We start from the raw sequence: 14,839 nt of genomic DNA on the forward strand, positions 1-14,839 counted from the left end.
AGACGGCCTCAGTCCAACTCCACCACCTGGCCGTCGAGCACGGTCACGCGCCGGTGCATCTGGGAGGCGAGCGCCAGATTGTGGGTGGCGATGATGGCCGCGACCCCGGTGGCATGGACCAGTTCCGAGAGGGCACCAAAGACATGGTCGGACGTGCGCGGGTCCAGATTGCCGGTTGGCTCGTCCGCAAGAAGCAGGCGGGGCGCATTGGCCAGCGCGCGGGCGATGGCCACGCGCTGCTGCTCGCCGCCGGACAATTCCGCCGGCCGATGGGACAGCCGATGGCCGAGGCCAAGATAGGACAGAAGGTCCTTGGCCCGCGCGGCGGCATCCTTCTTGGAGAGGCCGCGGATCATCTGCGGCATCATCACATTCTCCAGCGCGGTAAATTCGGGCAGGAGGTGGTGGAACTGATAGACGAAGCCCACATGGAGCCGTCGCATGCGGGTGCGCTCCGCATCGGCGAGCTTGGCCGTGGGGCGGCCGTCAATATAGACCTCGCCCTCGTCCGGGTGCTCCAACAGCCCGCACAGATGCAGCAAGGTGGACTTGCCCGAGCCGGATGGCGCCACAAGCGCCACAGACTGGCCGGGCTCAACCACCAGATTGGCGGCACGCAGCACCTCGATATAGGCCTCGCCCTGCGGATAGCGGCGCGACACATCGGCGAGCGCGAGCGCCGGTGGACCTGCGAAATCGTCGGAGGCGGAAGCGGTCATCACTCGTATCTCAGGGCTTCCACCGGGTCGAGCCGCGCGGCGCGCCAGGAGGGATAGAGGGTGGCCAGCAGGGACAGGATCAGCGCCATGCCCACCACGGCTCCGGTTTCGCCAATGTTCATCTCGGCCGGCAGGCGGCTGAGATAGTAAAGCTCCGGCGAGAACAGTTCCGTGCGGGTCAGGTAGGAAATGAACTGCCGGATCTCCTCGATATTGAGGCAGACCAGAACGCCCAGCAGAAAGCCGCACAAGGTGCCGACGACGCCGATGCTGGCGCCCGTGATGAGGAAGATGCGCATCACCGCGCCCCGTGTCGCGCCCATGGTGCGCAACACGGCGATGTCGTGCCCCTTGTCCTTCACCAGCATGATAAGGCCGGACACGATGTTGAGCGCCGCCACCAACACGATCAGCGTCAGGATCAGGAACATGACGTTCCGCTCCACCTGCAACGCGTTGAAGAAGGTGGCGTTTCTCTGTCGCCAGTCGACAATATAGACCGGCCGCTCCGCCGCCGCCTGGATGGCGGGGCGCAGTTCGGCCACATCGTCCGGCTTGTCGATATAGACCTCGATGGCGTTCACATCGCCATTGCGGTTGAAATAGGCCTGGGCCTCGGGCAGCGGCATGAACACGAAGGCGCCGTCATATTCCGACATGCCGATCTCAAAGACGGCAGCCACCTTGTAGACCTTGATGCGCGGCGAAGTGCCCATGGGAGTCACCGCCCCACGCGGCGCCACCAGGGTGATGTTGTCCCCCGCATGGAGGGACAACTGGTCCGCCAGGCGCTTGCCGATGGCCAGTCCCTGCCCCTGGTCAAAGCCTTCCAACGTGCCCTGGCGAATATTGTTGGCAATGGAGGGCAACGCCCTCAGGTCCTTCTCGGACAGGCCCCGCACCAACACGCCGGAGGCATTGTAGGGCGAGGAGGCCAGCGCCTGTCCTTCCACCAGTGGCACGGCGAGGCGAACGCCGTTGAGCTTTGAGATGCGCTCGGCCACCGCCAGATAATCGGTCAGCGGGCTTTCCATGGGCTGGACGAGCAGATGCCCGTTCAACCCCAGGATCTTGGAGAGCAGTTCCTGACGGAAGCCGTTCATCACCGCCATCACGATGATGAGCGTCGCAACCCCCAGCACGATGCCGAGGAAGGAGAAGCCGGCGATGACCGAGATGAAGCCCTCCTTCCGGCGGGCCCGCAAATAGCGCAGCGACAGCATCCACTCGAAGGCGGAGAAGGGCCGCGTGCCGGTCGGCTCGTCGGTCCCGGTCGCCGTGGAAGATGCCATACGCCGCGCTCCCTTCAGTGTGCCTTCAGGCGCTCATAAACGTCGGCCAGCGAAAGCAGCTCACGGCTACCGTCCGCCCGGCGCTTCAGTTCCACCTTGCCTTCCGCCAGGCTCTTCGGCCCCACCAGCACCTGCCAGGGCAGGCCGATGAGGTCGGCGGTGGCGAACTTGGCGCCGGCGCGCTCCTCGGTGTCATCATAGAGGACATCGACGCCGGAAGCGGTCAGCTTCGCATAAAGTTGGGCGCAGGCCCCATCCACGGCGGCATCGCCCACCTTCAGGTTGAGGATGCCCACCTGGAAGGGCGCCACCGCGTCCGGCCAGATGATGCCAGCTTCGTCGTGGGAGGCCTCGATCATCGCCGCCACGAGGCGCGAGGGTCCGATGCCGTAGGAGCCCATGTGGATGAGGTGCTCGGCCCCGTCCGGCCCTTGCACCTTGGCGCCGAAGGGCTCGGAATACTTGGTCCCGAAATAGAAGATGTGCCCCACCTCGATGCCGCGGGCGGCCAGGCGGCGACCCTCAGGGATCGCGGCGAAAGCCGCCTCGTCGTGCTTTTCCGAAGTGGCGGCATAGAGCGTCGTCCACTGGTCTACGGTCGCCTGGAGGGCGGCCGGGTCATCGAAATTCACGCCGGCCGGGGGCGGCACGAGGTCGAGATAGTCGCCATGGCAGAAGACCTCACTCTCGCCGGTGGAGGCGAGGATGATGAATTCGTGGGAGAGGTTGCCGCCGATGGGCCCCGTGTCCGCCACCATGGGAATCGCTTTCAGCCCCATCCGGGAGAAGGTGCGCAAATAGGCGACGAACATCTTGTTGTAGGAATGGCGGGCGCCGGACTGATCGAGGTCGAACGAATAGGCATCCTTCATCAGGAATTCGCGCGAGCGATAGACGCCGAAGCGCGGGCGCACCTCGTCCCGGAACTTCCACTGGATGTGGTAGAGATTGAGCGGCAGGGCCTTGTAGGACTTCACATAGGCCCGGACGATCTCGGTGATCATCTCCTCATTGGTGGGGCCGAACAGCATCTCGCGATCGTGCCGGTCGCGGATGCGCAGCATTTCCTTGCCGTAATCATCATAGCGCCCGCTCTCGCGCCACAGGTCCGCCGACTGGATGGTGGGCATGAGCAGTTCAATGGCGCCGGAGCGATTCTGCTCTTCGCGGATGATGTTGCAGATCTTGTTGAGCACCCGGTGGCCCAGCGGCAGCCAGGCATAGATGCCGGCGCTCTCCTGGCGCACCATTCCCGCCCGCAGCATCAGCCGGTGCGAAACGATCTCCGCCTCCTTCGGAACCTCGCGAAGAATGGGCAGAAAATAACGGGACAGGCGCATTGCGTGGGACTCGCAGGCTGGATGAGGTGATCGGGCGAGGACACTGAAAGCGGAACGACCCTCAAAACACAAGCCCGACCACTGCGAGATTGTGTTGCGTCGCAACAATTTGTGTATTGCGGCGCAAGGATGACAAAGCCGTCCGTCTTGTTCTAGTTTTCACGGGTTAAAAGAAAGGGGACCGCCACTGAGCCCTCGCAGGCATCGTGGATAGAGGGGTCCAGGTCTCGGGAGGAAAATCAACCAAAGCCGACCGGAGACCGCCTTTTCGAGGCGTGGGAACGGGAACGGCTGCACTGGATGGGCTCGGCTGCACCCGGGCAATCCGCCAAAAAGTGCATCAGGAAAAAGGCGAGGCGGGAGCCTCGCCTTTTTTCTTTGGCACGCCCCCTCCGCAAGATTCGTAAAACGGCACCCCCCCAATCCATCACGCGCGAGCGATTCCGGAGGGCTCTCCGAGAACTTTCCTGTCAGACGATCACGAACGAGTGAGGTTAAGGGGCTGGAAACCTCTGCTCACGCTGCGACATTCCGCCTCGGCAATGCCGCTTTTTGCGGCACTGCGGCAAAAAGCAGGAGGCGCCGGCGGCCACACGATACCAGCAGAAGCCGTGTCGTGAATGGACGTGCCCAGCCGACAGCCGCCTTTCAGTGGAACTGGCGCCTGAGCCGGTCGCCCCGGGCCGCTCCGATGGTGGCTCTGTCAGTCCATATCCGTCCGGAAAGGCATCGGCAGGTCTTCGAGACGCACCACACCGCTGCGTGCCAGATAGATCAATCCCGCCGTCACAAATGCCGCGATGATGGAGGTGACAATGGCCTTGCGCAGCAGAAGAGGACGCGTCGGGGCGCCTGGATCTGTCCCGGGCTGAACCGTATTGGCCTCGGCTTGCGATTTCACGCCAAAGGGGAGCACTGCGAACAGCACCACCCACCAGACGATGAAATAGATGGCGAGAATCGAACCGATGTGCACGACGGGTCAGGCCTGTTCCAGTTCCACCAGGGTACCGTTGAAGTCCTTGGGATGCAGGAACAGCACCGGCTTGCCATGGGCCCCGATCTTGGGCTCGCCGTCGCCCAGCACACGGGCGCCCCTTGACTTCAGCTGGTCCCGCGCCGCCACGATGTCATCCACCTCATAGCAGATGTGGTGGATGCCGCCGTCCGGGTTGCGCTCCAGGAACTTGGCGATCGGAGACGCCTCGCCGAGCGGTTCGAGCAGCTCGATCTTGGTATTCGGCAGGGTGATGAAAACCGTGGTCACGCCATGGGCATGCTGGGCCACCTGCTCCGACACCTCGGCGCCGAGAGTGTCCCGATACAAGGCGGTCGCCGCAGCGATGTCCCGCACCGCGATCGCCACATGGTTGAGCCGTCCGATCATGGTTCCCTCCCCTGCCGGCGCACTCGCGCGCGGGCGCTATCAGACCTCCACGATGTGAACGTGGCAAACGGGCTTTTTGCCCCAGGCCACATTCACCGCGGACCGAACGGCCCGCTCGATGCTCTCGGAAAGGGAATCTGGATCACGACGGCGGGCGCGCGGCAGGTTGTCGAGCGTCGCGACCACGGTGTCGAACACATGGTCCAGCATGTCCACGCCGCCTTCGCCCCGCTCTGGGATGCCGGTCAGCTCCACGGAGGGATCGCCCACCACGGCACCCTTGCCGTCCAGCGCCAGCGCCACAGACACAATGCCCACATAGCCGAGCTTGCGCCGCTCCGGAATGGTACGGGCGGCATCGGACACCAGCACCTTGCCGTCCTTGTAGAGACGGCCAAAGGGGATGTCGTCCACACGTTCGGCCGGCCCGGGCGCTAGCCGCACCACATGGCCGTCGCTGCACAGAACCACTTCCTTGACGCCCAAGCGCCGCGCCAGCGCCGCGTGTTCAGCCAAGTGCATGGGTTCGCCATGCACGGGGACCGACACCTGCGGCCGCACCCAGCCATACATCTGCTCAAGCTCGCCCCGGCGGGGATGGCCCGACACATGCACCAGCCCGTCGCGGTCGGTCATGACGCGCACGCCCCGCTTCACAAGGCCGTTGATGACCTTGTTCACCACCCGCTCATTGCCGGGAATGGTGCGCGAGGAGAAAACCACCAGGTCGCCCGAAGAAAGGGCGATTTCGGGATGGTCATCGCCGGCAATGCGGCTGAGCGCGGCCCGCGGCTCTCCTTGCGAGCCGGTCAGCAGCGCCACCACCTTGTCGCGCGGGAGATAGCCATAGGCCTCGACCGTGCGGAACGGGGGAATTCCGTCCAGCATGCCCTGCTCGCGAGCTACACCGATGACGCGGTCCATGGCACGCCCCACCACGACGACCTCGCGATCGTTCGCCATGGCCGCCTCACCGATTGACCGGATGCGGGCCACGTTGGACGAAAAGGTGGTGAAGCAGACCCGGTGCTTGGCCTTGGCCACGATCTCCTTGAGCGTCACACCGACGTCCGCCTCTGAGGGAGAGACGCCGTCCCGTATGGCATTGGTGGAATCACAAATGATGGCGCGCACGCCCTCATCGCCCAACGCCTTCAGACGGGCGGAATCGGTGACCGCGCCCACCACAGGGTTGGGATCGAGCTTCCAATCGCCCGTGTGCAGCACCAGTCCCGAAGCGGTGCGAATGGCGATCGCATGGCTGTCGGGAATGGAATGGGCGACGGGGATGAACTCCACCTCGAACGGGCCGAGCTGCAGGCGCTCGCCCGCGCGAACGACCGTGATCGGGATGTTCGGCGCCCCCGGCTCCGCCCAGCGCTTGGCTTCCAGCAGGCCGGCCGTGAACCGCGTCGTATAGACCGGCACCTTCAGGCGCGGCCACAGGTCAAGCACGGCACCCACATGGTCCTCATGGCCATGGGTGAGGAGCAGGCCCTCGATGTTCTTTTTCTCGGCCTCAAGAAAGCGGATGTCGGGCAGCACCAAGTCTACACCTGGCGCCTCTTCCCCGGCAAAGCTCATGCCCAGATCGACCATCAGCCACCGGCGCGCCCGGCGCGGGCCGTAGCCGTAAAGGCCGAGATTCATGCCGATCTCTCCGACGCCGCCGAGCGGCGCGAAGACCAGTTCCTGCAAATCCGCCACGGTCATTCCGCCTTTGGCAAGGAGACGTCACCGGCGGTGATGATCTCAGCAATTCCGTCTCGCCGGCGCAGCATCAGCGCTCCGCGGGCGTCGATATTCTCAAACCGTCCTGTGACTTCCCGCTCGCCAATGCGAACGGTGATGGTGTCTCCCAGAGCCAACGCGTGGCGGAGCCAGTCGGTGCGCACGGACGGGAAGCCGTTGCCGCCGTTCCACTGGTTGAGCCGCACGGCCATGGCCCGGTCGAGCGCCTCCAGCACCCGGTCGGGGGCCGTGGGGCAACCGACCGAGTCAAGGCTGATGGCCTTGTAGGGAAGCCCCTCGGGATGGTGCAGGCAGTTCACGCCGAAGCCCACCACCGCCGCGGGCCGCCCGGCAGGGTCCGTGCCGCCCTCCACCAGTATGCCGGCGAGCTTGCCACCATCCAGGATCAGGTCATTGGGCCATTTCAGCTTGAGCTGCTCCGGCACCACCAAAGGTGCGGCCGCGAGCACCGCATCGCGCAAGGCGAGCCCGGCGACGAAGCACAGCTGCGCCACATAAGCGGGAGGAGCCGGATTGGGCAGGACCAGGGAGGCGAACAGATTGCCCAGCTCGCTGGTCCAAGGACGGCCGCGCCGCCCCCGCCCCGCGGTCTGGATGTCCGCAACCAGCCAAACGGGCATCGGCTCCCCGCGCGAAAGGCGCGAGAGGCCTTCCGCATTGGTGGAGCCGATCTCCGTGAACCGGACGATAGGTATGGTCAGGCTTTGAAAACGCTGTGGCGCCATCTGTCAAAAGAGTGAGCGCGCTGCCGCGCCCGCCGCCTCGATGAGAGGAGCCGGATACACGAAATAGAAGATCGTGAACAGGCCGGAAAGGCCGAGAACCGCCTTGAGCTCGGACGGCATCGGATCGAAGGCGTCTGCCGGCTCGTCGAAATACATCACCTTCACCACCCGCAGGTAATAGAAGGCGCCCACCACCGAGGACAGCACGCCAAGCACCGCGAGCCCATAGAGCCCCGCCTCGATGGCTGCCAGGAAGACATAGTATTTCGCCAGGAAGCCGGCGAGCGGGGGAATGCCCGCCAGCGAGAACATGAGCGCGGCAAGCAGCAGCGCCATCACCGGATTGGTGCGGGCAAGGCCGGCCAAATCATCAATGGTCTCCACCGACCGGCCATTGCGCCGCATGGCCAGCACGCAGGAGAAGGAGCCGAGCGTCATGGCCACATAGATGGCCATATAGACGATCACGCCCCGCACGCCCTGGGGGGTTGCGGCAGCCAAGCCCACCAGCGCGAAACCCATGTGGCCGATGGAGGAATAGGCCAGCATGCGCTTGATGTTGCGCTGGCCGATGGCAGCGAAGGCACCCAGGGCCATGGAGGCGATCGCCACGAACACCACGATCTGCTGCCACTGGTGGGTCACATGCGGGAAAGCCTCCACCGTCACGCGCAGGAACACCGCCATGGCCGCCACCTTCGGGGCGGTGGCAAAGAAAGCGGTGACGGGGGTGGGCGCACCCTCATAGACGTCAGGCGTCCACATGTGGAACGGCACGGCCGATATCTTGAAGCAAAGCCCCGCCAGCAGGAACACGATACCATAGATCAAGCCAACCGAAGGCTGGGTCACAACGGCGGCGATGCCGGCGAAGTTCACGGTGCCCGTGAAGCCGTAGATGAGGGACGCGCCGTACAACAGCATGCCGGACGAAAGCGAGCCGAGAACGAAGTATTTGAGGCCGGCCTCGGTGGAGCGCACCGAGTCCCGGTTGAAGGCCGCGACCACATAGAGCGACAGGCTCATCAGTTCGAGGCCGAGATAAAGCGCGATCAGGTCGCCGGCCGAGATCAGCATGGTCATGCCAAGCGTAGCGATGACGACCAGCACCGCATACTCATACTTGCGCTGCTGCTCGCGGCCGAGCCAATCCACCGACAGGATCAGCGAGACCGTGGCGCCGAGGATGGCCAGCGCCTTCATGAAGCGACCGAAGGGGTCGATCACCAGCGAACCGTTGAATGCCGTGACGGTCTGCCCGGGGCCGATGAGCGTGAGCACGCCGGCCGCGACCAAGACCGCAATGGCGAGGCCGTTCACCATGTTGGTGGCCTTCTCCCCTCGCACCGCGCCGATCAGCAGAAGCACGATCGCCGCAACGGCCAGGAGGAGTTCAGGGAGGACGGCTCCGAGCGGAGGCAGGACGGACATCTGGCGACCTCGGATCAGAAGCTGAACAGGAGCGAGGCGGTCTTCACCGCCGCCGCCACCGTATCGGTGCGGGCGACGACAGCGTTCACCGCCGTCGACGTCATGTGAAGGATGGGAGACGGCCAGAAGCCGAACAGAATGGTCAGGATGACGAGGGGCACCATGATGGCCACCTCGCGCGGGCTCAGGTCCAGGATGTCCTTGAGGCTGTCCTTTTCCAGCGGGCCGAAAATGACCCGCCAGTAGAGCCACAGGGCATAGGCCGCCGACAGGATAACGCCGGTGGCGGCGAAGAAGGCCACCCAGGTGTTCCGTTCGAACGCCGCAAGCATCGTCAGGAACTCACCCACGAAGCCCGACGTGCCGGGAAGGCCCACATTGGCCATCGTGAAGATCATCAGCGCCGTCGCATAAAGCGGCATGCGCTTGGCCAAGCCCCCATAGGCCGCGATGTCACGGGTGTGCATGCGGTCATAGATGACGCCGACGCACAGGAACAGCGCGCCAGACACGAAGCCGTGAGAGATCATCAGGAACATGGCGCCCTGCAGGCCCGCCTCGTTCATGGCGAAGATGCCCATGGTCACGAAGCCCATATGGGCAATGGACGAATAGGCGATCAGCTTCTTGATGTCCTCCTGCACCAGCGCCACCAGCGAGGTATAGATGATGGCCACCACGGAGAGCGTGAAGACCAGCGGCGCGAAGAGGTGGGAGGCCTCCGGGAACATGGGCAGGGAGTAGCGGATGAAGCCGTAGCCACCCATCTTCAGGAGCACGCCCGCCAGGATCACAGAGCCAGCGGTCGGCGCCTCAACGTGAGCGTCGGGCAGCCAGGTATGAACCGGCCACATGGGCATCTTCACGGCGAAGGAGGCGAAGAAGGCCAGCCACAGCCATGTCTGCATGCCCGACGGGAAGCCGAACTGCATCAGGGTCGGCACATCCGTCGTGCCCGCCTTCCAATACATGGCCATGATGGCCAGCATCATCAGCACGGAGCCGGCGAGTGTGTAGAGGAAGAACTTGAAGCTGGCATAGATGCGGCGTGCGCCACCCCAGATGCCGATGATGAGGAACATCGGGATCAGGCCGCCCTCGAAGAAGAAGTAGAACAGCACCAGATCCAGCGAGCAGAAGGTGCCGATCATCAACGTCTCGAGGACGAGGAACGCGATCATGTATTCCTTCACACGCTTATGCACGCTCTCCCAGGAGGCGAGGATGCAGAAGGGCATGAGGAAGGTCGTCAGCAGCACCAGCGGCAGGGAGATGCCGTCGATGCCCATGTGATAGGAGGCGATCTCGCCGAGCCAAGCGTGCTTCTCCACAAACTGGAAGCCCGGCGCGGAACTCTCAAAGCCCGGCAGCAGAAACAGTGAGACCACGAAGGTCACAAGGGTCGTCCACAGCGCGACCCAACGGGCATTGCGCGCGGTGACCTCGCTGTCGCCCCGCACCACCAGGATGAAGAGCGCGCCGACCACCGGCAGGAAGGTGACGACGGAGAGGATGGGCCAAGTGGTCATCGTCACACTCCGGCGAACATGAACCAGGTGATGAGCGCGGCGAGGCCGATCAGCATCACGAAGGCATAGTGATAAAGGTAGCCGCTTTGCAGGCGCACCACGCGGCCGGTGACGTCGAGCACCCGGGCCGAGACCCCGTTCGGCCCCCACCCATCGATGATCCGCCCGTCACCCTGCTTCCAGAGGACACGGCCGATGAACAGCGCCGGCTTCACGAAGATGGCGTTGTAGAGCTCGTCGAAATACCACTTGTTGAGCAGGAACCGGTAGAGAGCATCCTGGCTCTTCGCCAGCGCCACAGGGACCTTCGGGTTCACGATGTAGAACCAGTAGGCCACCACGAACCCCAGGACCATCATCACGGTGGGCAGATACTTCGCCCAGCCGGGAATGTCGTGGATGGCGTGCAGGATGTGGTTCTCCGTGCCCATGAAGATGGAGTGACGGAAGAATTCGTGCACGTCCTCGCCAACGAACTGGTTGTAGAGCGCAAAGCCCGCGATCACCGAGCCCACCGCCAGGATGCCGAGCGGGATGGTCATCACCGCAGGGGATTCATGGGCATGCTCATAATGGTGATGGTCGTGCGGATGACCGTGGAAGGTCATGAACACCAAACGCCAGGAATAGAAGGAGGTCAAAGCCGCCGCGGCCACCGTCATCAGCCATCCATAGAGGGCGAAATGATTGTGGGAGGCCCAGGCAGACTCGATGATGGCGTCCTTCGAGTAATAGCCGGCGAGGAAGGGGAAGCCGGTGATGGCCAGGGTGCCGATCAGCATCATGGCATAGGTGAAGGGGATCTTCTTGTAGAGACCGCCCATGTGCCGCATGTCCTGCTCATGGTGCATGGCGTTGATGACAGAGCCCGCGCACAGGAAGAGCAGTGCCTTGAAGCAGGCGTGGGTGAGAAGGTGGAAGACGCCGATGGAATAGGCGCCCGCGCCCATGGCCACGAACATGTAGCCCAGCTGCGAACAGGTGGAGTAGGCGATCACCTTCTTGATGTCGTTCTGAACCAGGGCCACCGTCGCCGCGAACATGGCGGTGGTGGCACCGATCAGCATCACCACGTCCAGCGCGGTGGGCGACAGTTCGAAGATGGGGGACATGCGCGCCACCATGAACACGCCGGCGGTCACCATGGTGGCGGCGTGGATGAGCGCGGAGACCGGGGTCGGCCCTTCCATCGCGTCCGGCAACCAGGTGTGCAGCATGAACTGCGCCGACTTGCCCATGGCGCCGACGAACAGCAGGAGCGCAATCACGGTCGGCGCATCCCAGTGATGGCCGAGGAAGTTGATCGTCTTGCCCGCCAGTGACGGCGCCGCAGCGAAGACGCCCTCGAAAGCCACCGAGCCGGTCATCACGAAGATGGCGAAAATGCCCAGGATGAAGCCGAAGTCACCCACGCGGTTGACCACGAAGGCCTTCATGGCCGCCGCATTCGCCGAGGGCTTCTCATACCAGAACCCGATGAGCAGGTAGGAGGCCAGGCCCACACCTTCCCAGCCGAAGAAGAGCTGGAGCAGGTTGTCCGCCGTCACCAGCATGAGCATGGCGAAGGTGAACAGGGAGAGATAGGCGAAGAAGCGCGGCCGGCTCGGATCCTCGTGCATGTAGCCGATGGAATAGAGGTGCACGAGCGAGGACACCGTGGTGACCACAATCAGCATCATCGCGGTCAGCGTGTCGACGCGCAGCGCCCAGTCGATCTTGAGGTCGCCCACATAGATCCACTGCAGCACCTGTACGCGAGCGTCATGCCCGCCGAAGCCCACATTGAAGAAGGCGACCCAAGCCAGGACGCACGAGACGAACAGGAAAGAGGTGGTCACCACCTCGGACGCCCGCGCCCCGATGACGCGGCCGAACATGCCGGCAATAAGAAAGCCGATGAGGGGGAGAAAGACGATCGCCTGATACATGGCCTCAGCCCTTCATGGCGTTGATGTCTTCGACGGCGATCGAACCGCGGTTGCGGTAGAACACCACGAGGATGGCGAGGCCGATGGCCGCCTCGGCGGCCGCGACGGTCAAGATCAGGAGCGCAAACACCTGACCGACCAGATTGCCCTGGAACACCGAGAAGGCCACGAGGTTGATGTTCACGGCGAGCAGGATGAGCTCGATGGACATCAGAATGACGATCACGTTCTTCCGGTTGAGGAAGATGCCCAGCGTGCCGAAGGTGAACAGGATCGCGGCAACGATCAGGTAGTGGGAAAGTCCAACAGCCATCTTTCCCTCCTCAGATGCCCTGGCCGGGCTTGACCTTGACCACCTCCATGGCGGCCTCCGGCGTACGCGCGACCTGGTCCGCGATGTTCTGGCGCTTCACATTGGCCTTGTGGCGCAGCGTCAGGACGATGGCGCCGATCATGGCCACCAGCAGGACCATGCCGGCCGCCTCGAAGAAGTAGACATAGTCCGTATAGAGCACCTGCCCGATGGCCCGCACATTGCTGACGGCTTGCCCACCGGAGGGCATGGGCGTCGAAGGCAGGGATGTCCCAAACACCCAGGAGCTGGCCACCAGAACCAGCTCGGCCAGGAAGATGGCGCCAACCACCATTCCGATGGGCAGGTATTGAAGGAAGCCCTGCCGCAGCTCCACGAAGTCGACGTCGAGCATCATCACGACGAAGAGGAAGAGCACTGCCACCGCGCCCACATAGACCACAACCAGGATCAGCGCGAGGAACTCCGCTCCGATCAGGATGAAGAGTCCAGCCGCGTTGACGAAGCACAGGATCAGGAACAGCACCGACTGAACCGGATTGCGCGAGGCGATGACCATGAAGGCGGACGCCACGAGCACGAACGCGAAGAGATAGAAAAACAATGCCGCGACACTCATGCGCCGAGCTCCCCCTTGCGTGGCGCGCTCGCGCCGGTTCCCCTCGCGCCGATGGCCGGGCGCCGCAGGCGGCAGCCGGTCCGTCGATAGCCCGTAGCCATGACCAACGTCCACTATCTAAGGCATCCGCAGGACGCGGGCGCCGTGATCCTTCAATGCCCGCCTGAGGACGGGCGCCCCGTTCAGCGGTAAGGCGCGTCGAGCGCGATGGAGCGCGCGATCTCGCGTTCCCACCGGTCGCCGTTCGCCAGCAGCTTTTCCTTGTCGTAATAGAGTTCCTCACGGGTTTCCGTGGCGAACTCGAAATTCGGCCCCTCGACGATGGCGTCCACCGGGCAAGCTTCCTGGCAGAAGCCGCAATAGATGCACTTCACCATGTCGATGTCGTAACGGGTGGTGCGGCGGGTGCCGTCATTGCGACGCGGGCCAGCTTCGATGGTGATGGCCTGCGCCGGGCAGATGGCCTCGCACAGCTTGCACGCGATGCACCGCTCTTCGCCATTGGGATAGCGGCGCAGCGCATGCTCGCCCCGGAAGCGGGGCGAGATGGGATTCTTCTCGAACGGATAATTGATCGTCGCCTTGGGCTTGAAGAAGTAGCGCATGGCGAGAACGAAGCCGGAGAGGAACTCCGTCAGAAGGAGGGCGCGGGCCGCCTGGTCGAGCTTCATGGCTCAGCTCCGATAAGATGCGGTCGGGAGGGCGGAAGCGATCATCGCGGCGCCGTTCCCGTGAAGTGCAGCACACCCGCGACCACAACCACGGCCACCAGCGAGATGGGCAGGAACACCTTCCAGCCCAGACGCATCAACTGGTCATAGCGATAGCGGGGAACCATGGCCTTGGCCATGGCGAACAGGAAGAACATGAAGCACAGCTTCAGCACGAACCACACCAAGCCCGGCACCCAGGTGAAGGGCGCGAAGGGCAGCGGGGGCAGCCAGCCACCCAGGAACAAGATCGTGCCCATGGCGCACATGGTCATGATGGCCACGTACTCCCCGAGCATGAAGAGCAGGTAGGGGGTCGAGCCGTACTCGGTCATGAAGCCCGCGACGAGCTCGGACTCCGCTTCCACGAGATCGAAGGGCGGGCGGTTCGTCTCGGCCAGTGCCGACACAAAGAAGATCACGAACATCGGCAGCAGCGGCAGAAAGTACCAGTGCAGGAAGCCGTAGGGCCCAGACTGCGCCATCACGATCTGCGACAGGTTTTGAGAGCCCGCGCACATCAGGACGGTGATGATCACGAAGCCGATGGAGACTTCATACGACACCATCTGCGCGGCAGAGCGCAGGGACGCCAGGAACGGATACTTCGAGTTCGAAGCCCACCCGCCCATGATGATGCCGTACACACCCAGCGATGAGATGGCGAAGATATAGAGGATGCCCACATTGAGGTCGGCGATCACCCAGCCATCCGCGATCGGCACCACCACCCAGGCGGCCAGAGCGAGCACGCAGGTGACAAGCGGAGCCAGCAGGAACAGCGCCTTGTTGGCGCCCGACGGGATAACCGGCTCCTTCAGCACGAACTTCAGCAGGTCGGCGAAGGATTGCAGCAGGCCGAAGGGACCCACCACATTCGGGCCGCGGCGCAATTGCACCGCCGCCCAGATCTTGCGATCGGCCAGCAGAATGAAGGCGATGAAGATCAGCAGCGCCACCAGCAGGGCAAGGCTCTGCCCGACGATGATCGCGACCTTCAGAAGGGTGTCCTGCCAGGTCATTGGTTCTTCCTGCCCCTCACGCCTCGCACGACGCGGCCAGCCGGCCGGTCGAAGTCATCACGCACTCGGCAC

General features: G+C 63.8%; 14 protein-coding genes. All 14 read right to left on the bottom strand.

What is annotated here, in order from left to right:
• Nucleotides 1–8: 8 nt before the first annotated feature.
• Entirely contained in the window at nucleotides 9–719 is a 711-nt protein-coding gene (locus PV781_RS06190) for an ABC transporter ATP-binding protein (RefSeq protein WP_274774763.1), read from the bottom strand.
• On the bottom strand, nucleotides 719–2,011 hold the full coding sequence (locus PV781_RS06195) for a lipoprotein-releasing ABC transporter permease subunit (protein ID WP_274774764.1): 1,293 nt from the start codon (nucleotides 2,009–2,011) through the stop codon (nucleotides 719–721). Before PV781_RS06195 ends, PV781_RS06190 begins: the two co-directional genes overlap by 1 nt.
• A gap of 14 nt (nucleotides 2,012–2,025) precedes the next feature.
• On the bottom strand, nucleotides 2,026–3,351 hold the full coding sequence (gene proS / locus PV781_RS06200; RefSeq protein WP_274774765.1) for a proline--tRNA ligase: 1,326 nt from the start codon (nucleotides 3,349–3,351) through the stop codon (nucleotides 2,026–2,028).
• 703 nt (nucleotides 3,352–4,054) lie between these two features.
• A complete protein-coding gene (locus PV781_RS06205) occupies nucleotides 4,055–4,327 on the bottom strand; it encodes a DUF1467 family protein (RefSeq protein ID WP_274774766.1) in 273 nt (90 codons plus the stop codon).
• Nucleotides 4,328–4,333: 6 nt separating this feature from the next.
• Nucleotides 4,334–4,738, bottom strand: a complete 405-nt coding sequence (gene mce, locus PV781_RS06210; protein ID WP_274774767.1) for a methylmalonyl-CoA epimerase — start codon at nucleotides 4,736–4,738, stop codon at nucleotides 4,334–4,336.
• A gap of 39 nt (nucleotides 4,739–4,777) precedes the next feature.
• Entirely contained in the window at nucleotides 4,778–6,451 is a 1,674-nt protein-coding gene (locus tag PV781_RS06215) for a ribonuclease J (protein WP_274774768.1), read from the bottom strand.
• The gene (locus tag PV781_RS06220) at nucleotides 6,448–7,215 is read right to left on the bottom strand and encodes a biotin--[acetyl-CoA-carboxylase] ligase (RefSeq protein ID WP_274774769.1); all 768 of its coding nucleotides are present in this window, start codon (nucleotides 7,213–7,215) and stop codon (nucleotides 6,448–6,450) included. The genes PV781_RS06215 and PV781_RS06220 overlap by 4 nt, the downstream gene beginning before the upstream one ends.
• Nucleotides 7,216–7,218: 3 nt before the next feature.
• Complete coding sequence (gene nuoN / locus PV781_RS06225) at nucleotides 7,219–8,646, bottom strand: NADH-quinone oxidoreductase subunit NuoN (protein ID WP_274774770.1); 1,428 nt, start codon at nucleotides 8,644–8,646, stop codon at nucleotides 7,219–7,221.
• A 14-nt stretch (nucleotides 8,647–8,660) separates the two neighbouring features.
• The gene (locus PV781_RS06230; RefSeq protein ID WP_274774771.1) at nucleotides 8,661–10,175 is read right to left on the bottom strand and encodes an NADH-quinone oxidoreductase subunit M; all 1,515 of its coding nucleotides are present in this window, start codon (nucleotides 10,173–10,175) and stop codon (nucleotides 8,661–8,663) included.
• 2 nt (nucleotides 10,176–10,177) lie between these two features.
• Entirely contained in the window at nucleotides 10,178–12,103 is a 1,926-nt protein-coding gene (gene nuoL / locus PV781_RS06235) for an NADH-quinone oxidoreductase subunit L (RefSeq protein WP_274774772.1), read from the bottom strand.
• Nucleotides 12,104–12,107: 4 nt separating this feature from the next.
• Complete coding sequence (gene nuoK, locus PV781_RS06240) at nucleotides 12,108–12,416, bottom strand: NADH-quinone oxidoreductase subunit NuoK (RefSeq protein WP_209102597.1); 309 nt, start codon at nucleotides 12,414–12,416, stop codon at nucleotides 12,108–12,110.
• Between the two features lie 10 nt (nucleotides 12,417–12,426).
• Nucleotides 12,427–13,035, bottom strand: coding sequence for an NADH-quinone oxidoreductase subunit J (locus tag PV781_RS06245; RefSeq protein WP_274774773.1), 609 nt, complete (start codon nucleotides 13,033–13,035; stop codon nucleotides 12,427–12,429).
• 182 nt (nucleotides 13,036–13,217) lie between these two features.
• Nucleotides 13,218–13,706 carry an NADH-quinone oxidoreductase subunit NuoI gene (gene nuoI / locus PV781_RS06250; RefSeq protein ID WP_274774774.1) on the bottom strand — a complete coding sequence of 163 codons (489 nt, stop codon included), beginning with the start codon at nucleotides 13,704–13,706 and terminating at the stop codon, nucleotides 13,218–13,220.
• A gap of 41 nt (nucleotides 13,707–13,747) precedes the next feature.
• Complete coding sequence (nuoH, locus tag PV781_RS06255; RefSeq protein WP_274774775.1) at nucleotides 13,748–14,767, bottom strand: NADH-quinone oxidoreductase subunit NuoH; 1,020 nt, start codon at nucleotides 14,765–14,767, stop codon at nucleotides 13,748–13,750.
• Nucleotides 14,768–14,839: the final 72 nt, after the last annotated feature.

The organism is Aquabacter sediminis, from assembly GCF_028863665.1.
Classification (GTDB): Bacteria; Pseudomonadota; Alphaproteobacteria; order Rhizobiales; family Xanthobacteraceae; genus L1I39.